This window comes from Mesorhizobium sp. CA5, from assembly GCF_020165105.1.
Lineage (GTDB): Bacteria > Pseudomonadota > Alphaproteobacteria > Rhizobiales > Rhizobiaceae > Mesorhizobium.
In genome coordinates, this window is the sequence record NZ_JAIUHJ010000024.1 from 16,000 (window position 1) to 38,843 (window position 22,844).

Annotated in this window: 25 protein-coding genes and 1 tRNA gene; 12 read left to right on the forward strand and 14 right to left on the reverse strand. The window is 64.5% G+C overall.

From position 1 onward, the window contains the following. Positions 1–193 precede the first annotated feature (193 nt). A complete protein-coding gene (locus LB529_RS24845; protein ID WP_224532413.1) occupies positions 194–1,462 on the reverse strand; it encodes an ABC transporter substrate-binding protein in 1,269 nt (422 codons plus the stop codon). Between the two features lie 106 nt (positions 1,463–1,568). Between LB529_RS24845 and LB529_RS24850 the strand changes: the two genes are divergently transcribed. Further along, positions 1,569–2,438, forward strand: coding sequence for a helix-turn-helix domain-containing protein (locus LB529_RS24850; protein WP_224712568.1), 870 nt, complete (start codon positions 1,569–1,571; stop codon positions 2,436–2,438). Positions 2,439–2,652: 214 nt separating this feature from the next. On the opposite strand, the gene LB529_RS24855 is transcribed toward LB529_RS24850, so the two are convergent. The 5 genes from LB529_RS24855 to LB529_RS24875 form a co-directional block, all read right to left on the reverse strand. Continuing rightward, positions 2,653–4,041, reverse strand: coding sequence for a sensor histidine kinase (locus tag LB529_RS24855; RefSeq protein WP_224712569.1), 1,389 nt, complete (start codon positions 4,039–4,041; stop codon positions 2,653–2,655). 45 nt (positions 4,042–4,086) lie between these two features. After that, a complete protein-coding gene (locus tag LB529_RS24860; protein WP_140683150.1) occupies positions 4,087–4,764 on the reverse strand; it encodes a winged helix-turn-helix domain-containing protein in 678 nt (225 codons plus the stop codon). Positions 4,765–4,914: 150 nt separating this feature from the next. Next, positions 4,915–5,415 carry an SRPBCC domain-containing protein gene (locus LB529_RS24865; RefSeq protein ID WP_224532519.1) on the reverse strand — a complete coding sequence of 167 codons (501 nt, stop codon included), beginning with the start codon at positions 5,413–5,415 and terminating at the stop codon, positions 4,915–4,917. Further along, the gene (locus LB529_RS24870; RefSeq protein WP_224532518.1) at positions 5,402–5,758 is read right to left on the reverse strand and encodes an ArsR/SmtB family transcription factor; all 357 of its coding nucleotides are present in this window, start codon (positions 5,756–5,758) and stop codon (positions 5,402–5,404) included. Before LB529_RS24870 ends, LB529_RS24865 begins: the two co-directional genes overlap by 14 nt. Positions 5,759–5,880: 122 nt before the next feature. Then, complete coding sequence (locus LB529_RS24875) at positions 5,881–6,660, reverse strand: hypothetical protein (protein WP_224712570.1); 780 nt, start codon at positions 6,658–6,660, stop codon at positions 5,881–5,883. 203 nt (positions 6,661–6,863) lie between these two features. Here LB529_RS24875 and LB529_RS24880 point away from each other — a divergent pair, with 203 nt between their 5' ends. Continuing rightward, positions 6,864–7,490, forward strand: coding sequence for a methyltransferase family protein (locus tag LB529_RS24880; protein ID WP_224532516.1), 627 nt, complete (start codon positions 6,864–6,866; stop codon positions 7,488–7,490). Positions 7,491–7,743: 253 nt separating this feature from the next. On the opposite strand, the gene LB529_RS24885 is transcribed toward LB529_RS24880, so the two are convergent. Together LB529_RS24885 and LB529_RS24890 are read right to left on the reverse strand one after the other, a co-directional pair. After that, the gene (locus LB529_RS24885) at positions 7,744–7,953 is read right to left on the reverse strand and encodes a hypothetical protein (RefSeq protein WP_224532515.1); all 210 of its coding nucleotides are present in this window, start codon (positions 7,951–7,953) and stop codon (positions 7,744–7,746) included. Continuing rightward, positions 7,950–8,699: a COG4280 domain-containing protein gene (locus tag LB529_RS24890; protein ID WP_224532514.1), complete on the reverse strand. Its 750-nt coding sequence runs from the start codon at positions 8,697–8,699 to the stop codon at positions 7,950–7,952. The genes LB529_RS24885 and LB529_RS24890 overlap by 4 nt, the downstream gene beginning before the upstream one ends. A gap of 251 nt (positions 8,700–8,950) precedes the next feature. Here LB529_RS24890 and LB529_RS24895 point away from each other — a divergent pair, with 251 nt between their 5' ends. The 5 genes from LB529_RS24895 to LB529_RS24915 all read left to right on the forward strand — a co-directional run bounded on the left by LB529_RS24895 (position 8,951) and on the right by LB529_RS24915 (position 14,805). Beyond that, positions 8,951–9,970, forward strand: coding sequence for an LLM class flavin-dependent oxidoreductase (locus LB529_RS24895; protein WP_224712571.1), 1,020 nt, complete (start codon positions 8,951–8,953; stop codon positions 9,968–9,970). A gap of 206 nt (positions 9,971–10,176) precedes the next feature. Continuing rightward, positions 10,177–11,142: a sugar ABC transporter substrate-binding protein gene (locus tag LB529_RS24900; protein ID WP_140845939.1), complete on the forward strand. Its 966-nt coding sequence runs from the start codon at positions 10,177–10,179 to the stop codon at positions 11,140–11,142. A 139-nt stretch (positions 11,143–11,281) separates the two neighbouring features. Next, positions 11,282–12,781, forward strand: coding sequence for a sugar ABC transporter ATP-binding protein (locus LB529_RS24905; RefSeq protein ID WP_411962575.1), 1,500 nt, complete (start codon positions 11,282–11,284; stop codon positions 12,779–12,781). Further along, complete coding sequence (locus LB529_RS24910; RefSeq protein WP_224712572.1) at positions 12,778–13,794, forward strand: ABC transporter permease; 1,017 nt, start codon at positions 12,778–12,780, stop codon at positions 13,792–13,794. Before LB529_RS24905 ends, LB529_RS24910 begins: the two co-directional genes overlap by 4 nt. 12 nt (positions 13,795–13,806) lie before the next feature. Beyond that, the gene (locus tag LB529_RS24915; RefSeq protein WP_224712573.1) at positions 13,807–14,805 is read left to right on the forward strand and encodes a LacI family DNA-binding transcriptional regulator; all 999 of its coding nucleotides are present in this window, start codon (positions 13,807–13,809) and stop codon (positions 14,803–14,805) included. Positions 14,806–15,281: 476 nt separating this feature from the next. On the opposite strand, the gene LB529_RS24920 is transcribed toward LB529_RS24915, so the two are convergent. Together LB529_RS24920 and rocF are read right to left on the reverse strand one after the other, a co-directional pair. After that, a complete protein-coding gene (locus LB529_RS24920; RefSeq protein ID WP_224712574.1) occupies positions 15,282–16,340 on the reverse strand; it encodes an ornithine cyclodeaminase in 1,059 nt (352 codons plus the stop codon). 2 nt (positions 16,341–16,342) lie between these two features. After that, entirely contained in the window at positions 16,343–17,275 is a 933-nt protein-coding gene (rocF, locus tag LB529_RS24925) for an arginase (protein WP_224608502.1), read from the reverse strand. A 127-nt stretch (positions 17,276–17,402) separates the two neighbouring features. On the opposite strand from rocF, the gene LB529_RS24930 reads away from it, so the two are divergent. Next, on the forward strand, positions 17,403–17,843 hold the full coding sequence (locus LB529_RS24930; protein ID WP_095769871.1) for an Lrp/AsnC family transcriptional regulator: 441 nt from the start codon (positions 17,403–17,405) through the stop codon (positions 17,841–17,843). 184 nt (positions 17,844–18,027) lie between these two features. Here LB529_RS24930 and LB529_RS24935 read toward each other — a convergent pair whose 3' ends face one another. From LB529_RS24935 to LB529_RS24950, 4 genes are all read right to left on the reverse strand, one after another. Further along, entirely contained in the window at positions 18,028–18,411 is a 384-nt protein-coding gene (locus LB529_RS24935; RefSeq protein WP_224544354.1) for a hypothetical protein, read from the reverse strand. A gap of 236 nt (positions 18,412–18,647) precedes the next feature. Continuing rightward, positions 18,648–18,845: a hypothetical protein gene (locus LB529_RS24940; protein WP_140845947.1), complete on the reverse strand. Its 198-nt coding sequence runs from the start codon at positions 18,843–18,845 to the stop codon at positions 18,648–18,650. A gap of 24 nt (positions 18,846–18,869) precedes the next feature. After that, on the reverse strand, positions 18,870–19,169 hold the full coding sequence (locus tag LB529_RS24945; protein ID WP_224712575.1) for a hypothetical protein: 300 nt from the start codon (positions 19,167–19,169) through the stop codon (positions 18,870–18,872). Between the two features lie 405 nt (positions 19,170–19,574). Beyond that, positions 19,575–19,649, reverse strand: a tRNA-Gly gene (locus LB529_RS24950). Positions 19,650–19,912: 263 nt separating this feature from the next. Between LB529_RS24950 and LB529_RS24955 the strand changes: the two genes are divergently transcribed. The 4 genes from LB529_RS24955 to LB529_RS24970 all read left to right on the forward strand — a co-directional run bounded on the left by LB529_RS24955 (position 19,913) and on the right by LB529_RS24970 (position 22,748). Further along, positions 19,913–20,407: a prolyl-tRNA synthetase associated domain-containing protein gene (locus LB529_RS24955; RefSeq protein WP_224712576.1), complete on the forward strand. Its 495-nt coding sequence runs from the start codon at positions 19,913–19,915 to the stop codon at positions 20,405–20,407. A 137-nt stretch (positions 20,408–20,544) separates the two neighbouring features. Next, the gene (trxA, locus tag LB529_RS24960) at positions 20,545–21,537 is read left to right on the forward strand and encodes a thioredoxin (protein WP_224712577.1); all 993 of its coding nucleotides are present in this window, start codon (positions 20,545–20,547) and stop codon (positions 21,535–21,537) included. Positions 21,538–21,807: 270 nt separating this feature from the next. Beyond that, the gene (locus LB529_RS24965) at positions 21,808–22,479 is read left to right on the forward strand and encodes an LON peptidase substrate-binding domain-containing protein (protein WP_095769837.1); all 672 of its coding nucleotides are present in this window, start codon (positions 21,808–21,810) and stop codon (positions 22,477–22,479) included. 23 nt (positions 22,480–22,502) lie between these two features. Continuing rightward, positions 22,503–22,748 (forward strand): Trm112 family protein, encoded by a 246-nt coding sequence (locus tag LB529_RS24970; RefSeq protein WP_224633999.1) that lies wholly within the window; start codon positions 22,503–22,505, stop codon positions 22,746–22,748. Positions 22,749–22,844: the final 96 nt, after the last annotated feature.

Genomic DNA, 22,844 nt, shown 5'->3' on the forward strand with positions numbered 1-22,844 from the left:
CAGCGCCAATTGTCGATGCAGGCGCTGCCCTGTCTTGCCTTCTCCCCTTGTGGGAGAAGGTAGCCGCGAAGCGGCCGGATGAGGGGTGTTCCAGGGAACGCCAACGTCTCACTCCGCTGGAACACCCCTCATCCGTCTTGGCGCTGCGCGCCAATCCACCTTCTCCCACAAGGGGAGAAGGGGAGGCAGCGCACTATTTAACCGGCAAACCTGTCGCGGCGGCGATCTGCTTGGCGGCGTCGTCGAGCGCGGCCTTGGCGTCGGGATAGCCGTTGGCCAGGTATTTGGTCTGCACGGCGCGGACGATGATCTCGGCATCGCTCTGGAACTGCGTGCCGCGGCTCGGCACCACCTTGGGCAGCGTGGCCAGGATGTCCTTCCACACCGCCTGGCCGCCCCAATAGGGCTGCGGCTGCGAGACGTAAGGATCGTCGAGCGCCGAGATCAGCGACGGCACCAGGCCGAAATCTTTCAGCATGGTGATCTGGCCGTCATTGGTCTCAAGCGTGTATTTCAGATAGGCGTAAGCCGCCTCCTTGTTCTTCGAGGCCGAGGTGATGGCCAGGGACGAGCCGCCGAGATTGGCGGCGCGCGGGCCGTCGGCGGTCAGGCTCGGCATCAGGTAGACGCCCCACTTGCCGCTCTCCTTCGGCGATTCGGTGCGGATCGTGCCTTCATACCAGCCGCCATAGACCTGGCTGGCGACGGTGCCGGCGGTGTTGTTGGTGATCTTGGTCGACCAGTCCGCCGACGACACAATGCCGGCGTCCTTCATCTCCTTGACCTTGGTCATGGCGTCGACGCATTTCGGCTCGGCCACGGTGATCGACTGGCCATCCTCGGCGAAATAGGCGCAGCCCTGCTCGTTGGAGATCATGCGGAAGAATTCGGTGTCGCCGTTGAAATCGGCATTGGTCATCGACACGCCCGGATTGGCGTCCTGGATCTTCTTGCCGGCGGCGATGAAATCGTCCCAGGTCTTGATCGAGGCCGGGTCGACGCCTGCCTTCTCGTAGAAGTCGCGGCGGTAGAAGACGGCCACCGGGCCGGAATCCCAGGGCATGGCATAGGCCTTGTCACCGACTTCGAGCTCGGTGCGCTTGAAGTCGGGGAATTTCTTCTGGTCTTCCGCCGTGTAGCCCAGCGTGTGCAAATCGACGAAGCAGTCCGGGAACTGGCTCCAGTAATTCTCCGCCTCGCCGTTCTCGATCGAGACGATATCGGGCAGGCCGACGCCGCCGGCGGCGCAGCCGGCGATCGATTTGTCATAGGTGGGCTGGTTGCCGAGGTCCTGAACCGTGACCTTGATGTCGGGGTATTTCTTGTTGAAGCCCTCGACCGTCGCCTTCAGCGACGAGGCGGCGATGTTCCAGCTCCAGATGGTGATCTCGCCGGACTGCGCCAGCGCCGGGCCGGAGCCCAGGGCAAGCATAAGCGCGGCGCAGGTCAGTGTAGTGCGCATTGAAATCCTCCCATTTCATTTGCTCTCTCACTGTGAGCGTGACTAGACTATGCGGCGCGGAAGGCTTGTCGCCGTCAGAGGGAATAAGAAGTTGGCGGAAAGTAAGATGCCGGAGCGTCCGTTCTACCAGCCTGGCGCGAGCAGCGTCGAAGGACTGCCGCTCATGCTGCAGATGTTTTACAACCACCCGTTGGTGATGCTGAAGCCGCACTGGCACGCCCAGGTGGAGGTGAATTTCATCGTGCAGGGCCGCGTGCATTACCGCATGGCCGAGCACGAGATTTCGCTTTCGGCCGGCGAGATGTGCCTGTTTTGGGGCGGCCTGCCGCACCAGATGGACGATCTTTCCGACGACGCCGTCTATGCCGGCGCTCATCTGCCGCTGGTGCATTTCTTCCGCCTGCACCTGCCGGCCGACATACGCCACCGGCTGATGACCGGGGCGACGCTGGTGACCTATGCGACCGACCAGTCGGACAACGACAATTTCAAGCGCTGGAACGAATATGCGCGCTCGGGCGATCCGGCGAGGGCCGAACATGCCGTCAACGAGCTGCTGCTGCGGCTCGAGCGGGTGCGCTTCGAGCCTTACCGGCTGGTGCCGGAAAGGGTGGTCGGGCAAGGCGCCGGCAATGCCTTCGACCAGCAGTCCTCGCGCAATGTCGGGCGCATGTGCGATTTCATCGCCGAGAATTTCCTTTACGACGTCGACTGCGTGACCATCGCGGCTGCCGCCGACATCCACCCGAAATACGCAATGAGCCTGTTCAAGAAATCGACCGGCATGACGCTCAACGAATATGTCAACCTGCTGCGGTTGAGCTACGCCCAGGCGCTGCTGATGCATGAGGACGCCAATGTGCTGAGGGTCGCCATGGACTCGGGCTTCGGCTCGCTCAGCGCCTTCAACAAATCGTTCCGCAAGCTTGCCGGCATGTCGCCCTCCGATTTCCGCCGGGCGGGCGGGGCGCGGTAAAAATGGCCGACGGTCGCCCACCCGTCGTCGCCCATCGCGATCGTCATTCTAGGGCGGAGCGGGAAGCGAAGCGTACCGCGTAGACCCTAGAATCCATGCCGTGACGTTAAGGCGTTGCAGCGGTTACAGAATCTTCTGCACCGTTGCATTTCCCGGCAGAAGTTATGGCATGGATTCTAGGGTCTGCGCGCGTCGCTCCGCTCCTTGCTCCGCCCTAGAATGACGACGTCACCGGAGTTCCCACGGCCGGAAAGCTGACGGTAACGCCGAGACCCGGATTGCGGTCCTCGAGCGTTATCGCGGCGCCATGCAGGTCCGCCACCGCCTTGACCAGGCTGAGGCCCAAGCCGCTGCCCGGCGTCGTGCGGCTGGCATCGAGCCGATAGAGCCGGCGGAACACTTTTTCGCGCTCCTCGGCGGGAATGCCCGGGCCATTATCGCGGACATGAATGAGGACGTGGTTGCCTGCCCGGGTCACCGAGAGCTCGATCGCGGTGCCCGGCGGGCAATGCCTGAGCGCGTTCTCGACCAGATTGGCCAGCATCTGCATGAGCAGATCGCGGTCGCCGTGAACGTACCATTTTGTATCCGGAACGATCACGGTGGACAGAGACTTGCCGTCGTCCTCGGCGACATCGGCATAGACTTCGCCAATGGTCTCGACGACCGGGCCGACATCGAGATCGACGAAGCGCGCCTTGCGGGCGCCGGCTTCGATCTGGGCGATGCGCAGCAAGGCGTCGAACGTGCTGTTGATCTGCTGGCTCTCGGTGCGGGCGTCGCTCAGCTCGGTCGAGACGTCCTCGCCCGACACCGTCTTGTCGGCGGCGGATTCCAGGATCATCTGCAGCCGGTTGAGCGGCGTCTTGAGATCATGGGCGATGTTGGCGCTCACCTCCCGCATGCCATCGACCAGGGCCGACAGGCGATCGAGCGCGGAATTCACCTGGGCCGAGACGGCGTCGATGTCGTCGCCATTGCCGGTCAGCGGGATGCGGGCATCGAGACGCCCATGCGAAACGTCGACCATAGTATTGGCGATGCCGTCGAGGCGGCGCTGGACGCGCGAGGCAAGCACGGCGCCGCCGCCGATCGCCAGGACGGTGATGAAGAGCGTGGCCCAGCCGAAGCTCATCAACACGATCCTCTCCAGATCCTCGGTTTCCGAAAGCGAGAAGGCGACCGTCAGCTTGTTGCCGCCGACCGTGCCCGAATAGGCGCGATACTCGGTATTGGGCGGCACGCCCGGCAGGCTGGCGGCGAAGATGGAAAAGCCGTCCGGCAGGCTGGAGGCGGTGAAATCCCCGGCGAGACGGTTGCCGTTCCGATCGGTGAGGGAAAAGATTTCGTCCTTGTCCTGGCTGAACTGGGCATGGTCCCTGACGGTTGAAACGAGATCTTCCTCGTCGCCCTCGGCATGGGTCGCGGCGATGAGCGAATAGGTCTCCTTGATCGATTGATCGAGCTGCCTGGCGAGCGAGGCGCTCATCAGCTGATAGACGATCGCGCCCGACAGGATGAAGGCCAGCAGGAACAGGAAGGCGAAGGTCAGCGCCAGCCGGAACGGCGTGCTGCGCAGCAGGCTGGAGCGCGTCCCGCTCATGCGACCGCGGAAGCGGTTGGCCGCCCCGTGATTGCGGAGGCAAGATCAGGCCGGGACATGCAGGCTGTAGCCGGTGTTGCGCACGGTGTGGATCAACGGCACGTCGAAGGGCCTGTCGACCTTGGCCCTGAGCCGGCTGATATGCGTCTCGACGACACTGGTCTTGGGGTCGAAATGAAAATCCCAGACGCGCTCGAGCAGCATGGTGCGAGTGATGACGCGGCCCTCGCCGCGCATCAGCACTTCGAGCAGGCTGAACTCGCGCGGCTGCAGGTCGATCGGTTGGCCCTGCCTGGTGACGCGGCGCTGGATAAGGTCCATTTCGAGGTCGGCGACACGCAAAGCCGTCTTCTGCTCCTGCGCCGCCGGCCGGCGGCCGAGCGCATGGATGCGGGCAAGCAGCTCGGAAAAGGCGAAGGGCTTGACGAGATAGTCGTCGCCGCCGGCCTCGAGGCCTTCGACCCGGTCGTCGACGCCGCCGATCGAGGTCAGGAAAATAGCGGGCGTGCGGATGCCGGCGGCACGCACCGCCTTGATCATCGACAGGCCGTCGAGGCCGGGCACCATGCGGTCGGCGACGATCACGTCATAGGCGTTGCGGGTCGCGGCGAAGAGCCCGTCATGACCGTCGCGCAAGAGATCGCAGACATGGCCGGCCTCGGTCAGTCCCCTGACGATATAATCCGCGGTTCTCGGGTCGTCTTCAACAAGCAGAAGTCGCATTGTCCGGTGCCGTCCTTGCCACCTCAACCATTTGTTTTTACGAGCTTCCAGACCGAGTGCCGCTACACATTTTTGCGAGGGACAGCCGATATCCGTCGCGACCGCCGACGGCAGCGGCGAAGAACCGGGCGGCCGGCGGCGAGAGCGACCTCATGGTCGTCCCGCGCTCGCGCCCAGCGTGAGAAGAAGCTCGTCCAGTTGCCCGAACGTCTCGCCCATCGCATCGGCCGCCCCGGTGCCGGCAGCGTCGAGAGCTTCTTTCGAGGGATAGAGCTCGTGCATCACCAGCAGCGTCTTGCCACCCTTTTCCTCGAAGGTCACCGTGGTGACGGGTCCACCGTCGCCGCCTTCGTCATTGGTCCAGGCGAGGCGCGAGTACGGCACCACTTCGATATACCGGCCGAAGAACTCGGCGGGGTTCGAGGCATCATGGCCGAACGCCAAACGGTACCCGCCTCCGACGCGAACATCCATCTCGCAGGAACGCAGGATCATGCCCATAGACTTGGGCGCCCACCACCGCTTGAACAGTTCGGGCTTGGTCCACGCCTCGAACACGATGCGTGCGGGGGCGTCGAAGGTTCGCGTAACGACCAGCTCACGGTCGGACCTCCGTTCTACCGTCGTGCGAGCAGGCTCACTCCGTTCCATCGACTTCCTCCTTCCGTTTCAGTTCCTCGACAACCTTGTCCAGCTCTTCGAAGCGTGCGTCCCAAAGCCGGCGGTAGCTCTCGATCCAAGCCGCCTCTTCCTCCAGTCCGCGCAGGCCGAGCGTGCAGGTCCGCACCCGCCCGGCTTTCCGGGTGGTGACGAGCCCCGCCTGTTCCAAGACGCCGATATGCTTCTTCATGCCTGTGAGGGTCATGTGGAATTTCTCGGCAAGGTCCGTGATCGAGGCCTCCGCGCGTCCGAGCTGCTCCAGAACGCCGCGCCGGGTGGCGTCCGAGAGCGCGGCGAACGAGACATCGAGGCGGGACTTCGAATACTGAACCATTTGGTTCAGTATCTAGCGCATCGTTGAGCGGCGCGCAAGGGGATAGCGGGCGGGCTGCGCTGCCGGCCCTCCCGGACCGAGCCAGTCTCGCTGCTGCAGCTTACGGTCGATCGCGACATGCTCTAGTCGAGGAGCGCCAGCTCGTCTTCGTCGATCAGTTTTCTCAGCGTCATATGGAGAACGATGGCCACGATGCAGCCGAGGAAAATCAGGCTGGTGAAGGTGGCGCCGAAGCCCAGCCCGCCATAGTCGACCGGATGCGAGAGCAGGTCGCCGAAGGAGGCGCCGAACGGCCGGGTCAGGATATAGGCAAGCCAGAAGGCGAGGACGCTGTTCAGGCCGAGGAAGAACCAGGCAAAAGCGATCGCCGCGATCACGCCGCCAAAGATGAGGCCGGTAGCGAGATAGCCGATATCGAAGCGCTCGGCCACCAGATCGCCGGCAGCCGTGCCGAGCGAGAAGGTGAAGAGGATCGCTAGCCAGTAGAAGATCTCGCGCCTGGCGGTGAAGATGGTGTGGATCGAGAGGGTCCTTTCGCTGGCATACCAGACCGCGAAAGTCAGTGCGAGGGCGACCGAGAAGACGATGGTCGTTGTCTCCAGCCGCACGCCGAAATCGTCGATGAGGTTGTCTGCGACCAGGGTGCCGACGACGCTGATCAGCACGACGGCGAGCCAATAGGCCCAAGGTACATAGCGTTTCTGCGCGAATTGCAGGACGAGCGCGACGATGAGGATGCCGCCCATGATCAAGGACGTGACAGCAAGGCCGAGGCCGAGCTTCACGGCGAGGTAGTCGGCCGCCGTCTCGCCCATGGTCACCGCCATGATCTTGACCAGCCAGAAATCGATGGTGACGTCCGGGACGCGGTTGGGGGCGAGGTTGTCGGCTTGAGAGATCATGGCGCGATCCGTTGTTCGTTCGAGCCGCCTCGAATTCCGTATGGCGGCGACGCCCAAATTAGGCAGGCGAATTCACCGCGGCCTGTCCGCGTTCTTACAAATTCGTAAGGTTGGCCAAAAACATCCGCCGAGCCTCGTCATGCCGCCAGCGAAGAGATAGACAAGCCTTGGCGCCCCCTGGCTGCGCCGGAGCGGTGAGAAGAATGGCATCCCCCAAATCGACGCCGAATGCGTTCGACCAGCACAAGCGCCTGATCGTCGTGCAGCTGGCCGCCGTGCTTGCCGTCATCCTGCTCCTGTTCAGCAAGCCGGCGTTGGCCGAGGGCTCGGACGGTCATGAGATCGTCGAGACGATCGGCTTCGCGATGGTGCTGATCTGCTTTGTCGGCCGGCTGTGGAGCATCCTGTTCGTCGGCGGCAGGAAGAATGACGAGCTGATCGTGTCCGGTCCGTTCTCGATGACCCGCAACCCGCTCTATTTCTTCTCGACCGTCGGCACTGCCGGCATCGGGCTGATGTTCGGCTCGCTGCTCGCGGCCGCGCTGCTCGGCCTGGCGAGCTTCCTCGTCTTCCGCTTCACCGCGCGCAAGGAGGCGGAGTATCTCGCCGGCAAGTTCGGTGCGGCTTACGCGGCCTATGCCGAACGCACGCCGTCCTTCTGGCCGAATCCGCTGCTTTACCGCGACGAGGCGCAGTGGCTGTTTTCGACCGGCGCGCTGCGGAACACGTTCCGCGACGGGCTCTATTTCCTGGCTTTGTTTCCGGTGATCGAGGCGGTCGAGTATTTGCGCCTCAGCGGCGACCTGCCGACGCTCTTTACCGTTTACTAGTTCCATCGCGATCGTCATTCTAGGGCGGAGCAAGGAGCGGAGCGACGCGCGCAGACCCTAGAATCCATTCCGTGACTTCCAAGCGCTGCCGCAGTGCAGAATTCTGCTCCGCTGCGTTCCTTGGCCAAGGTCACGGAATGGATTCCAGGGTCTCCGCGACGCCGCTTTGCGGCTGCTCCGCCCTGGAATGACGAGGCTGGGGCGGCTCCGCCAATCTCCAGCGGTTGCGCAGCTTCACCGGAATAAACCCCGGTCAGCGCGCCTTGCCGCGCACGGCGCGGCGCGTGCTCTGCAGAAGAATTGCCAGGCAGCCGACGAGAAGCAGGAGGCCGCCGATGAGCGGCGGCAGCCCCAAGAACTTCACCGCGGCGGCGATCAGCGCGATCAGGATCAGCGCGAGCAGGGCGAGATTGCCGTCGTCGACGAACATGCCGACGAGTTCCTTGAAGACGAGACGGATCATCGGGCAGCTCCTTCGGCGGGTGCCGGGTAGGCGCCGCGCAGCCGACGCACGATGGCGAAGGATGCGGCGGCAATGACGGCGAAGATGGCGAGCAGAGCGAGATCGGCGCCCGGCCACTCGGCACCGAGGCCCTCGCCAGTCCAGAACACGCCGAAGCTGGTCAGCATCAGGCCGACGACGAATTTCAGTGCATTCTCGGGCACGCGGGCTAAAGGACGATGCACGGCAAGGCCGATCAGCATCACCAGCACGAAGGCCGCCAGCGCGCCGAGGCCGGCATAGAGCGTCTGCCCGTGCGCGGCGCCGACGGCGATGACGATGAATACCACTTCGACGCCTTCGAGCAGCACCGCCTTGAACGACGCGACGGCCGCCAGATAGTCGGCGCGGCGGTCAGCGGCCTGCCGCTGCAAGGCGGCCGTCTCCTTGGAGAAAGCCCGCTCCTCGTCATGCAGCGCGATGACGCCGACGCTGCGCAGGATCGCCTTCCTCAGCCAGCGCATGCCGAACAGGATCAAAAGCACGCCGACCACGAATTGCAGGACGGCGATGGGGACGAGCGCCAGCAGCGGTCCGAATGCCAGCACCAGCGCCGCGAGCAAGATGAGCGCCAGGGCGGCGCCGGTCAGAGCGGGGCGCCAGCCTCGGGTCACGCCGACGGCGAGCACGATGGTGAAGGCTTCGACCACTTCGACGAAGGACGCCAGGAAAGAGGCCGTCACGGTGGAAAATGTCAGGCCATGCATCCAGGCTTCGTCCAATGCTTGGGAATCATCGGGTGGCGTGAACGATACAGCGCTTCGGCGGCGGCGAAAATGCCAGGGATGATCCTCTCTGGTATCGCGTGGGGCAAGGGCGGCGGCAGCGGACTTCTGGAGAACTCATTGACGGTCTGTATCCGTTCGGTGTCCGTTGTATCGCGGCGCTGCCCTGGCTATCTGCTGGAGCAACAAGAAGTTTTAAGCGGTCGATGGGCCGCTCCAGCAGGAATGGAGCTATGAAGAAGATCGGATTTCTGTCGTTCGGGCATTGGTCGCCCTCGCCGCAGTCGGGCACGCGCTCGGGCGCAGACGCGCTGCTGCAGTCGATCGACCTCGCGGTCGCGGCCGAGGAACTCGGCGCCGACGGCGCCTATTTTCGCGTCCACCATTTTGCCCGGCAGCTCGCCTCGCCGTTTCCGTTGCTTGCCGCCGCCGGCGCCAAGACCCGGCGTATCGAGCTCGGCACCGCCGTCATCGATATGCGCTACGAAAACCCGCTCTATATGGCCGAGGATGCGGGCGCTGCCGACCTGATCGCCGGCGGGCGTCTGCAGTTGGGCATCAGCCGCGGCTCGCCCGAGCAGGTGATCGACGGTTGGCGCTATTTCGGCTATGTGCCGGAAGAGGGCAAGAGCGACGCCGACATGGCACGCCGGCACTCCGAGATCTTCCTCGACCTGTTGCGCGGCGAGGGCTTTGCCCAGCCCAATCCGCGGCCGATGTTCCCCAACCCGCCCGGCCTGCTGCGGCTCGAACCCTTCTCGGCTGGCCTGCGCGAGCGCATCTGGTGGGGCGCGGCCACCGACGCCACGGCCGTGTGGGCGGCCAAGCTCGGCATGAACCTGCAAAGCTCGACGCTGAAATTCGATGAGACCGGCGAGCCGCTGCATGTCCAGCAGGCCAAGCAGATAAGAGCCTACCGCGCCGCCTGGAAGGAAGCAGGCCATGCCAGGGAGCCGCGCGTCTCGGTCAGCCGCAGCATTTTTGCCCTCGTCAACGACATGGACCGCGCCTATTTCGGCGGTAGCGAGGGCGAGGACCATTTTGGCTATATCGAGCCGGAGAAGCGCGCCGTGTTCGGCCGCACCTATGCCGCCGAGCCGGACGTGCTTATCGAGCAGTTGAAGGAGGATCAGGCGATCGCCGAGGCCGATACGCTGCTGCTCACCGTGCCCAACCAACTGGGCGTCGACTACAACGCCCATGTCATCGAGTCGATCCTGAAGCACGTCGCGCCGGCACTGGGCTGGCGGTGAGGTGGCGAAAACCGCAAAACGCGTAATCTCCCCCGCAAGGGGGGAAATCAGACTTCACGCCGGCTTTCGCCAATCACCAACGTCAGCCATGGCACCGCCTTCCCTCTCGTCCTTCCCTCGACGTTGACATCTGATAAAATAGCAATCTACTTTGGCGCGTAATCGGTTACGTAACCGATTACGGCTCAATCAAGTGGAGGAGACTAATGAGCAAGTTCTCGAACACGCATGGGCTTGGCCCGTTCTCGCGCCGCCAGTTCCTGAAGACCAGCGCCTTGGCCGCCGGCGCGCTGGCGCTGCCGCTCGGCCCGGTTCTCGCCGCCGACAAGCCGAAGGTCGGCCTGGTCATGAAGTCCCTGGCCAACGAGTTCTTCAAGCAGATGCAGGCTGGCGCGGAGGAGTATGCGGCCAAGAACAAGGACAAGTTCGATTTCGCCGCCGTCGGCATGAAGGACGAGCGCGACTTCGCCGCGCAGGTCGACGCCATCGAGAACTTCATCACCCAGAACTACAACATCATCGTCGTCGCCCCGGCCGATTCGAAAGCCATGGTTACGCCGATCGCCAAGGCGCTGAAGGCCGGCATCAAGGTCATCAACATCGACGTTGCGCTCGACACCGAGGCCAAGAAGAAGGCCGGCATCGACCTCGCCTTCTTCGGCCCGGACAACCGCGCCGGCGCCAAGCTGGCCGGCGACGCGCTCGGCAAGGCGCTGGGCAAGGGCGGCAAGGTCGTCATCCTCGAGGGCAATCCCGAGGCCGACAACGCCAAGCAGCGCAAGCTCGGCTTCGATGATTCGGTGAAGGAATACGGCCTCGACCTGCTCGACTCCAAGACCGCGCATTGGGAGACCGAGGAAGCCAACACGCTGATGACCAACTTCCTCACCCAGCATCCCGACATTCAGGGCGTGATGGCGGCCAACGACTCCATGGCGCTCGGCGTCGTCAAGGCGATCGACGCTGCCGGCAAGTCCGGCCAGATCAAGGTCGTCGGCTTTGACAACATCCCCGCTGTCGGTCCGCTGCTGAAGGAAGGCAAGATGCTCGCCACCGTCGAGCAGTATGGCGCGAAGATGGCGGCGATGGGCATCGACTACGGCCTGCGCGAGCTGGCCGGCGAGAAATTCTCCGGCTGGGTCAAGACCGACGTCAAGCTGGTCACCGCATGAGGCGAGCCGGGGCGCCGGCGCTCCCTTCCGGCGCCAGGCTTCGCCTCTCTCGTCACCGCCGCCGCCAGTTTCGGCGGCGGTGACGGAGCGCCCGCGCTGCTGTCGTCGCCGACGGGCACGGTTTAGGATTCTGCCGCCTATGGATGCGATTCTCTCCCTTGAAGGAGTCGGAAAGATCTTTCCCGGCGCCGTCGCGCTGAGCGACGTGTCGCTGTCGATCGCGCGCGGCGAGACCCATATCATCCTGGGCGAGAACGGCGCCGGCAAGTCGACGCTGATCAAGCTCTTGGCCGGCATCTACCAGCCGGACTCCGGCACGATCGCCTTCAACAGCCAGCCCTATCAGCCGAAGACGCCGCATGATGCGCAGCAGAGCGGCATCCGCGTCGTGCACCAGGAGCTGAACCTGTTGCCCTATCTCAGCATCGCCGAGAATCTGATGCTGGAAAGCCTGCCGCGCCGCGCCTTCGGCATCGTCGACCGCAGGGCGCTGAACAGCCGCGCGGTGGCGCTGCTCAAGGAAGTCGGCCTCGACATCGATCCGCGCATACGCGTCGAGGCGCTGGGCGTCGCGCAGATGCAGCTGGTCGAGATCGCCAAGGCGCTAAGCTACGACTCGAAGCTTCTGGTGCTGGACGAGCCGACCGCGACGCTGACGCCGCCGGAGATCGGGCGGCTGTTTTCCATCATCAAGCGGCTGAAGGCCCGGGGTGTCACCATCATCTACATCTCGCACCGGCTGCACGAGGTGTTCGAGATCGGCGACCGGGTGACGGTGCTGCGCAACGGCAGGCTGGTCGCGACGCGCGACCTGCACGGCCTCACCGTGCCGGATATCGTGCGCATGATGATCGGCCGCGATATCGCCGACGAATACGGTTTCGATGCCAGGGTTGTGCCGGGCAAGGTGGCGCTCAGCGTCGCCAATCTGAAGCGCGACGCCTCCACCCCGGAGATCTCGTTCGCCGTGCGCCATGGCGAGATCCTCGGCGTCGCCGGCCTGGTCGGCAGCGGCCGCACCGAAGCTATGCGCGCTCTGTTCGGCGCCGACGCAAAACTCGACGGCGTCGTCGAGATCGACGGCAAGCCGGTGGCGATCGCCGCGCCGAAGGACGCGGTGCGGCATGGCTTGAGCCTGCTTACCGAAGACCGCAAGGGCCAGGGCCTGCTGCTCGACATGGCCGTCGACAAGAACATCACCATCACCAATCTCAGCAAGGTTTCGCGCAACGGGCTACTCAACCGAAGGACGGAGGCTGCGGCCGCCAACGATCTCGTCGGGCAGCTGCGCGTCAAGGCGAGCTCTATCGAGCAGGCGGTGCGCAACCTCTCCGGCGGCAACCAGCAGAAGGTGGTGCTGGCCAAATGGCTGTTCCGCGGGACCTCGACGCTGATCCTCGACGAGCCGACGCGCGGCGTCGACATCGGCGCGCGGCGCGAGATCTATCAGCTGCTGTGGATGCTGGCGGCGCGGCAGGAGGGCATCATCATGGTGTCGTCCGACCTGCCTGAATTGATGGGCATGTGCCACCGCATCATCGTCTTTTCGAAAAACAAGATCGTCGGCGAAGTGCCGCGATCCGAATTCGACCAGGAGCGCATCCTGTCGCTCGCCTATCAGGAGTATGTGCGACCATGAGCGAGACGACCGAAGCAGCCGTTGCGGCGCCTGTTTCTCCGGGCCGGGCAAAATTCCTGCGCTTCCTGGTGCGCGATGCCGGCGTGCTCTTGGCGCTGGTGCTGATCACGCTGTTCTTCTCGGCCACCGCGCCCTATTTCGCCACCTCGGGCAACGCGCTGAAGATCTTCGTGCAGATCGCCATCAACACGGTGCTGGCGGCCGGCATGACCTTCGTCATCCTCACCGGCGGCATCGACCTTTCGGTCGGCTCGGTGCTGGCGCTGTGCACCGTGGTCGGCGCCACCGTGATGATCAACGAGAGCCTGTCGCCGGCCGTGGCGATCACGCTGGCGCTTTTAGCCTGCATGTCGACGGGCGCGGTGTGCGGCTTCCTCAATGGCTGGATCTCGACGCGGTGGAAGATCCCTTCCTTCATCGTCACGCTGGGCATGCTCAACATGGCGGCGGGCGCTGCCCGCGTCGTCAGCGACAACTCGACCATCACAGGCCTGCCGCAAAGTTTCGTCGATTTCGGCAACCTCATCATCGGCGGCTTCCTGCCGTCGATCTTCCTGGTGGCAGTGCTGGTGATCGCGGCCGGCTGGTTCGTGCTGCGCTTCACCGTATTCGGCCGCATGATCTTCGCCGTCGGCACCAATGACGAGGCGGTTCGGCTGTCGGGCCACAATCCGGATTTCTACAAGGTCGCCGCCTTCACCATCAGCGGGCTCACCGCCGGCATCGCGGCCATGGTCTATCTGTTGCGCCTCAACATCGGCAGTCCGATCGCCGGCGTCGGCTACGAGCTCAACGCGATTGCCGCCGTTATCATCGGCGGCACCAGCCTCAGCGGCGGCAAGGGCTCGATCATCGGCACGCTGGTTGGCGCCTGCATCCTGCAGGTGCTTTCCACCGGATTGCAGCTGCTCGGCGTCGGCGACAATTTCAAACCGATCGTGATTGGCCTTGTCATCGTGCTCGCGGTCATCCTAGACGCGTACCGGGAGAGGCTGTTGCGGAAAATCCGCTGAGGGGAACGGGCCATGACGACGATTGCCGATGTCGCGCGCCGTGCGGGGGTGTCCGTCGCCACCGTCTCGCATGTGATGAACCATACGCGTCATGTCGAGCCGGAAACGGCCGAGCGCGTGCGCGCAGCGATCAGCGCGCTGCGCTACAGCCCGAACTCGGTGGCCAGGAGTCTCAGGCGCGGCGAGACCAAGACCATCGGTCTTTTGCTCCCCGACAATTCCAATCCCTTCTTCGCCAGCGTGGCGCGGCAGATCGAGGATGCGGGCTTCGTCTCCGGCTACACGGTGATCCTGTGCAACTCCGACGGCAATGCCGAGAAGGAGGAGCGCTATCTCTCGGTGCTGATGGCCAAGCAGATCGACGGGTTGATCTTTGCCGGCTCGTCCGACCACGCGCGGGTGTTCGCCCGCCTCCTGCCCAGCGTGCCGGCGGTGCTGCTCGACCGCGAGATCCAGTCGGTCAATGTCGATTCGGTGCTGGTCGACCACGACCATGGCGGCTATCTCGCCGGCAAATACCTGGCCGGCCTCGGCCACAGGAAGATCGGCGTCATCGGCGGTCCGCGCGATTCGAGCTCCAGCCCGGCCCGCCTGCGCGGTTTTGTCCGCGCGCTTGGCGAAGCAGGCGTTGAGCTGCCGGCGTCGTCAATCGTCGATTCCGACTATCATTTCGCCGGCGGCCGCCTAGCGATGGAGCAGCTTATGGTACAGGCGGCCGGCATCACTGCGGTGTTCGCCTGCAACGACCTGATGGCCATGGGCGCGGTCACGGCGCTGCGCTCGCGGGGATTGCATGTTCCCGACGATATGTCGATGATCGGCTTCGACGACATCCCCTACGCCGTCACCACCTGGCCGCCGCTGACGACAATCGCACAGCCGGTGGAAAAGATCGGCACGCTGGCGGTGAGCCTGCTGCTCGAGAGGCTGGGCGAGCCGGAAGCGCCGTCAAGGCGCGAGGTGCTGGCGCCGGTTCTGGTGGAGAGGGAAAGCTGCGCGGCGCGGCAGTAGTCTTGCAATCGTCGACGCGGGCGCTGCCCCCGCTCCGTCTCGGCGCTGCGCGCCGATCCACCTCTCCGCCATTTCATCTACGGCATGCACACCTTTCGAAGCGGCCGGCCTTTGGCGATAGCGTGCATGGCAGCGCGCTGGTCGACCCCCACTCCGTCTCGGCTTCGCCGAGCCACCTCTCCCGCGATCGACGGGACAGAGGAAAGGCGCCAAGCCTTTTGCCGTCAACGCCCGTCCAGCAACACTCCCTTCCTTTCCCTCCGGAGGGGGGAAAGGTGGCGCTGCGAAGCAGCGACGGATGGGGGAACCACGTGGCAATCAAGCCTTGGCCTGATCAGTCGCGCCAGTCACAGAAGATGTGCATGGGGCGAGGAAACGCTAATCGCCGAGGGCGCGGCCTTCATAAGCTTGGAGACGGAGAGGGGGAGCGCTCTATGCGGTTATCCCGCCGTATGAAGTCGCCTTAGCGAACCCCTTCAAGCCGCCGGCTGCATGGCGGCCCTGAGCAGCATGCCGAACAGGTCGCGCGGCTCGTCGGGATCGGCGAGCAGGTCGAGCTCCTCATAGAGGCCGGTGGCCTGGAGCTGGTCGCGGACGTAGCGCAGCGCGGAAAAATCTTCCGTGGCGAAGCCGACGGAATCGAACAGCGTGATCTGCTCGGGCGACTTGCGGCCCTCGGCCTTCCCGGTCATCACCTGCCACAGCTCGGTCACCGGATGATCGGCGTCGAGCTGCTGGATCTCGCCCTCGATGCGGGTCTGCGGCGGGAACTCGACGAAGATGTCGGAGCGCAAGAGGATGTCGCGGTGCAGCTCGGTCTTGCCGGGGCAGTCGCCGCCGACGGCGTTGATGTGGACGCCGGCGCCGACCATGTTGTCGGTGAGGATCGTGGCATACTGCTTGTCGGCGGTAACCGTGGTGATGATGTCGACGCCTTCCACGGCATCCTGCCCGGTCGAACAGATGGTGATATCAAACCCCTTGCCGGCGAGGTTGCGGGCGCATTTTTCCGAGGCCGAGCGGTCGATGTCGTAGAGCCGCAGCCGGTCGATGCCGACGAGCGCCTTGAAGGCGATGGCCTGGAATTCGGACTGGGCGCCGTTGCCGATGATGGCCATGGCGCGGGAGTTCTTCGGCGCCAGGTATTTTGCCGCTACCGCCGAGGTGGCCGCCGTGCGCAGCGCCGTCAGGATGGTCATCTCGGTCAACAGCATCGGATAGCCGGAGCCGACATCGGCGAGCACGCCGAAAGCGGTTACGGTCTGGCGGCCTTCGCGCATGTTCTTCGGATGGCCGTTGACATATTTGAAGCCGTACATCTTGCCGTCGCTGGTCGGCATCAGCTCGATGACGCCGTCATGGCTGTGCGAGGCGATGCGCGGCGTCTTGTCGAACAGCTCCCAGCGGCGGAAATCCTCCTCGATATAGGCGGCGAGCTCGGTGAGGAAGCGCTCGACGCCGATGGCGAGCACCAGCTTCATCATGCGATCGACGCTGACAAAGGGAACGATGGCAAGGCGCGAAGGCTGGGTCATGATCAGAGGTTTCCGGAATGGCTGCGGGTCGGGCGATCCATGATGCGGCGGCCCATCAGGCTGGCGGTGAGGTCGACCATCAGGGTGGCGGTACGGCCGCGCTCGTCGAGGAAGGGGTTCAGTTCGACCAGGTCGAGGCTTGAGACGAGGCCCGAGTCGGACAGCATCTCCATCACCAGATGCGCCTCGCGGAAGGTGGCGCCGCCGGGCACGGTGGTGCCGACGGCCGGCGCGATCGAAGGGTCGAGAAAATCGACGTCGAGGCTGACATGCAAGAGCCCGTTCTCCTCCTCGACGCGGGCCAGGAAGGCGCGCAGCAGCGGGGCGATGCCGTGCTCGTCGATGGCGCGCATGTCGTGCACGGTGACGCCGGCTTCAGTAAGCGCGCGGCGCTCGGCCGGATCGACGCTGCGCAGGCCGATGGCGCAGATGCGGACCGGGTCGACGGCTTGCGGCAGATCCGGGAAATAGCCCTTGAAGCCGGCCTGGCCGCTGGCATAGGCGAGCGGCACGCCGTGCAGATTGCCGCTGGTGGTGGTGTCGAGCGTGTGGAAATCGGGATGCGCGTCGAGCCACAGCACGAAGAGCGGCCGTCCGCGCTCGGCCGCGCGGCGCGCCACGCCCGACATAGTGCCGGCGGAGATCGAATGGTCGCCGCCGAGGAAGATCGGCATGGCGTCCCGCGAAGCCGCGTAAGCGGTCTCGGCGATTGCCGCCGTCCAGGCGGAGATCTCCGGCAGCGCCTTCAGCGCGAGATTGCCGTGCGCCACGGGCCGCGCCGCGGCTTTCTCGACCGCGCCCCAGTCCTCGACCTGGTGGCCGAGCTCGGCCAGCACCGAGACCAGCCCTGCTGTGCGCAGCGCGCTCGGCCCCATCTCGCATCCCATCCTGCCCGCGCCGTCCTGCACCGGCGCGCCGACGATCCTGCAGCGCATCTTTTCTCACCTTGCGATTGATCGAAGGAGTGAACCATCAGCTGCTGGCGGCTTGAACAGTGAAAATTGGCATTTCGAGAAGACTAATCTATCATAATGGTCAGATGATTTGATCGAAATGGAAGCCATGGACGCGCTGGACGAGAAACTGGTGACGCTGCTGAGGCACGATGCGCGGCGCAGTGTATCCGACCTCGCCATCGATCTCGGCGTGTCACGCGCCACGGTCAGGTCGCGCATGGAACGGCTGGAAAAGTCCGGCGAGATCATCGGCTACACTGTGGTGCTGCGCGCCGACGCGGTCGATCAGAAGATACGCGGCGTGATGACGATCGAGATCGAAGGCCATGCCGCCGACCGCGTCGTCAAGGCCCTCGGCGGCCTCGCCGAGGTCTCGACCATCCACACCACCAACGGCCGCTGGGACCTGGTGGTCGAGCTCGGCACCGCCACGCTGACGGACTTCGACGCGGTGCTGCGGCGCATCCGGCTGATCCCCGGCATTACGGGGAGCGAGACAAGCCTGCTGCTGGCGACGCCGAGGACGACACGGGCGCGGCTGGCGTAGCGGCAGAATCGGTGACGGCAGCGCCAGGCGTGAAGCGGTTCGGCGATCTTGCGAAACGCCGGGCCGCTTCAGGTTCTTATTTCGTGCGCGGGCCGAAAGCGACGGCGCCGGGCCGGAGCGCGATCCGGCTTTCCCGGAATTGCTCCAGGACTGCCGCATCGCACCGCTCAGCTAGTTCAGGGGGTCAGCCGTTCGGATAATAGCCGCCGTCCGAGCCGTCGCCCATATAGATTCCCTGGCCGGTAGCGTTTCGAAGCCGCTGATCCAGCTCATTGATCCGCCCGATCGCAGAACGGCCGCCGGCGGGCTGGATGCTATCGGCCTGCCGCATCAGGTCGCGAGCCTGTTCCTGCGTGATCTTGCCGGCCTGCCTGGCCGCACGGATGCCTTGCTTCACGCCAAGCAGCTGCTGCGTCGCGGCTCTCGCTTCGGGCTCCGCCGGCACTGACGCCGTGGTCATTGTGTCGATCTGCGCCCTATGGTGGCGGTGCACAGCATAGGCGCTCGAAAGCGGTATGGCCGCGAAGATCGAGGCGGCTGCGATGAGTTTTGGGGTGAAAGAACGCATGATGACATCTCCTCGTGATGGAGGAAGCGGCAAGACCGCTTTTTCCGAAAACGGGCCGTCCGGTCGCGTCGTGTCGCGGTGCTGGCCATTCGCCGCCGGCGGATCTCGGCCCAGGGAGGAGATATAGAAACCGCCGCGGCGTTGAAATGGAGCAGCACGCAAACGTTATCCGATGTGATCTGGGGTTGAATCGCCGATGCGCCGTCGGCGAGGCGGGTTCCCAAGCCCAGCCGTCTTCAGGCGACGCTGGCGAGCGGGATCGGCCAATCGATCGCCTGCCCGATTAGCCCGGCATTGGCCTGGTCGGCAAGTCGCTCGGCTTCGCCTTGCGTCAGCCCGATCAGCAGCCGGCCTGCTATCTCCGCCGGGAGATCGGAAACCAGATCGCAGACAAGCCAGTCGTCGCAAGGATCCTGTATTGCTGCGAACCTCATAGGCGCTCCTTGTTTTAGCGCAAGCTAAAGTTCCGATGATGCCCAATCGTTCCATTGCGGGGCGATCAAATATCGAGAAAGAGGCACGGCCGAGCGCGGCACCGAGAGGAATTCATCTGCCTGGCCCGCGAGCTGCTCCGCCTCCTCGCGAATCGGGCCAAGCAGCAACATGTCCGGCATTCGCGCCGGGAAACCGGACCGCAAATCGAACACCATCCGTTGGCCGCACGGATCCTGTAAGGCTGTGAACCTCATGGCCGACGTCTGCTCTATCTTTGCTTTGACGCAATTCCGAACGGAGACTACGGCGAAGTCGCCGAGCATAACCGCTCATACTTTCCTGGAATTGCTCCAGCTATGCCCCAATGTAACGACTTGCGGGAATGACTCCCGCGAGACTGCCCGGCCGGATTATTCCAGCACTTTCACACAACATAACAGTTGTCGGGCGCCCGGCAAAAGAGGCTCTACAGTCCCTTCGGCATGCGACTCAAGTCTGATGGGCAGCGGATACTTTCCGGAAGGCGAGCGTGGCTGTTTGAAGGAAAATATCGCGTGAACTATCTGCTGGATGTCTTGCGGGAGATCCGTGGGGATGCGGCAATGCGCGTTGCCGACGGTCCAGACGTAACTCCGGCGCTGTGCCGCGGGTGGGTTTCCCGCTAGCCGCAAACGCGAAAAAGCCGCGGAGACCGCGGCTTTTCGTTTGCTTGATCCCTTGAAGGAAACTGGAGCGGGTGAGGCGATTCGAACGCCCGACCCCAACCTTGGCAAGGTTGTGCTCTACCCCTGAGCTACACCCGCTCGCGCGGCCTTGGGCCGCAAGCCGCGCCTATATGGCCGAAGAGCGCGGCGATTGCAACAGGGAAATGACGGTCTTTTTTGGCGTGAATTCTTCCCGCGGCGACGTTCGCTTCAAAAGCATCGAAGCGGCGGCGAAACCGGACTGCTCGCAAATCCGCAGGCAAGCCGCCGCCCGCTTTGCCCGCAATGGCTCCGGCGGCCTTGCCCCGATGGCACCGTTGGCCGTAAACGGCATGAGCCCTTTTTTGACCGCGCGAGGACCGATGCCGAAGACCGAAGCCGAGCTCAACGAATTTCTTGCCGATCTCGGCATTTCCGTCTCGACGGTCAGGCACCCGCCGCTGTTCACGGTCGCCGATTCGCAAGGCCTGCGCGGCGAGATTCCCGGCGGCCACACCAAGAACCTGTTCCTCAAGGACAAGAAGGACAATTATTTCCTTGTCACCGTCGGCGAGGACGCCGTGGTCGACCTGAAGCAGATCCACCACCTGATCGGCGCCGCCGGCCGGGTGTCGTTCGGCAAGCCGGAAATGCTGATGGAGCTGCTCGGCGTCATCCCCGGCGCGGTCACCGTTTTCGGCCTGATCAACGACACGGAAGGCAAGGTCAAGGTCGTGCTCGACGACGCGTTGATGAGCCACGACGTCATCAACGGCCATCCGCTGACCAATGAGGCGACGACCTCGATCGCCGCCGCCGACCTGATCAGATTCGTCGAGGCAACCGGCCATGATCCTGTTATCCTGAAAGTCTCATGACCTTGAAAGTGCCCTTGCCTTGAAGGCCTTATTGCCTTGAAACTCGGGGGCTGATCGCCACATGGAAGGCGGTTGCGAAATCCGACAATGACGCGCCGGGCGCCGACGCCTGAGAGCGTGACCGAAAGGGCGACAAGATGAGTGACAACAATCCGTATAGCGGCGCGTTTGGCGGCAATGGCGGCCAGTATGCCCAGACGGTGCAATATGGCGGCGGCGACCGCGCCAAGGTTTCGCTCGGCGACGGGCCGGCGGCGGCCGACCTGATCAAGGACACCACAACCGCGACTTTCGCCGCCGACGTCATCCAGGAATCGCGCCGCCAGCCGGTGCTGGTCGACTTCTGGGCGCCATGGTGCGGGCCTTGCAAGCAGCTGACGCCGCAGCTCGAAAAGGCGGTGAAGAACGCCGGCGGCAAGGTCAAGCTGGTCAAGATGAACATCGACGATCATCCCTCGATCGCCGGCCAGCTCGGCATCCAGTCGATTCCCGCGGTCATCGCCTTCAAGGACGGCCAGCCCGTCGACGGTTTCATGGGCGCGGTTCCGGAAAGCCAGGTCGCCCAATTCATCGAGAAGGTCGGCGGCAAGGGCGGCGGCGCGGCGCAGATCGCCGACGCACTTGCGGCGGCGGCCGAGGCGCGCACGGCCGGCGACGTCCAGACCGCGGCCGGCATTTACGACGCGGTCCTCGAGCAGGCGCCGGAGACGATCGAGGCGATCGCAGGCCTGGGCGAGATCCTGTACGATGCCGGGGACGTGGAAGGCGCCGAGGCCGTGCTGGCGCGAGCGCCCGAGGACAAGAAGGACGCGCCCGCGCTGGCTGCGCTGCGCGCCAAGATGACGCTTGCCGCGGAAGCGGCCGCGCTCGGCAGTCCGGCCGAGCTCGAGCGCCGGCTCGCCGCCAACCCCGCCGACCATCAGGCGCGCTTCGATCTGGCGATGATCCAGAACGCGCGCGGCGAGCGTGACGCGGCCGCCGACAATTTGCTGGCGATCGTCAAGGCCGACCGGACCTGGAACGACGACGGCGCCAGGGCGCAGCTGTTGAAGCTATTCGAAGCCTGGGGAATGACCGACGAGGCGACGCTCGCGGCACGCCGCAAGCTCTCGTCGCTGCTGTTCTCGTAGGACGGTTTCGGCGATTCACAGAGCCGCTGAACCGCTTTAAGTTCGGTTTGCGCAATTCCAGACGGAAAGCTGCGGCGAATTTGCCGACCCCAACTGATACTTTCCCGGAATTGCCGTGAATTTTTTGCCGGCTGTCGCGGCCGGCAGGCTTGCGCAGTGGGACATCAGCGCCAGATAAGGGCGGGCCGGATGCCGATCGTGACGAATTCGCCGGTGCGAGAGGAGATTGCAGCTTGATACGCTTGCCGGCGTTGCTTTGGGAGGGTTGCGGTGCGCGTCGGTAACGCACTTTACAGGCTTGCCAAGGATCTGCCGGCGGCAATCCCGGTTTTCCCGCTCGCCGGCGCGCTGCTTCTGCCGGGCGGCCGCATGCCGCTCAACGTTTTCGAGCCGCGCTATCTGCAGATGATCGATCTGGCGATGGCCGGCTCGCGGCTGATCGGCATGATCCAGCCCAGCCTCGACGGCGCATTGCGCGACGACGGCGAGCCTGAACTGTGCAGCGTCGGCTGCGCCGGGCGCATCATCTCGCTCGCCGAGACGGGCGACGGGCGCTATTTGATCTCGCTGCAGGGCGTGTGCCGGTTCCGCATTGTGCAGGAGCTTACGGCAAAGGCGCCGTTCCGGCAGTGCAAGATCGCGCCGTTTCTCGCCGACCTCGAGGAAGACCCGGCCGGCGCCGACGTCGACCGGCCGGCGCTGCTCAAGGCTTTTCGTTCCTATCTGCAGGCCAACGACCTCGAGGCCGACTGGGAAAGCGTCAGCCGCGCCGAAAACGGCATGCTGGTCAACGCGCTGTCGATGATGGCGCCCTACGGGCCGGCCGAGAAGCAGGCGCTGCTGGAAGCGCCGGACCTGAAGACGCGCGCCGAAACACTGATCGCCATCACCGAAATGACGCTGGCGCGCGAGGATGATGAGTTTGGCTCGAGTCTACAATAGCTTGCCGGCACGGGGATGAGTTCATGGCGGACGGACGGGACGGACGAAAAGCCACGGTCGACCCGAAGCTGCTGGAGCTGCTCGCCTGCCCGCTGACCAAAGGACCGCTAACCTGGGACCCTGAGCGCAACGAGCTGGTCTCGCGCGTGGCGAAGCTCGCTTATCCGGTGCGCGACGGCATCCCGATCATGCTGCCGTCGGAGGCGCGCACGATCTCGGCCGAGGACATGCTGACCCCACCGCCGCCTCGGCTCGGCGGGGCTTCGTGAGTGGGCTGTGCTTGGTACAGTGACGTAGGTAGGCGATCCTTCGCGCCCCCCTCTGGCCTGCCGGCCATCTCCCCCTCTAGGGGGGAGATTGGCAGC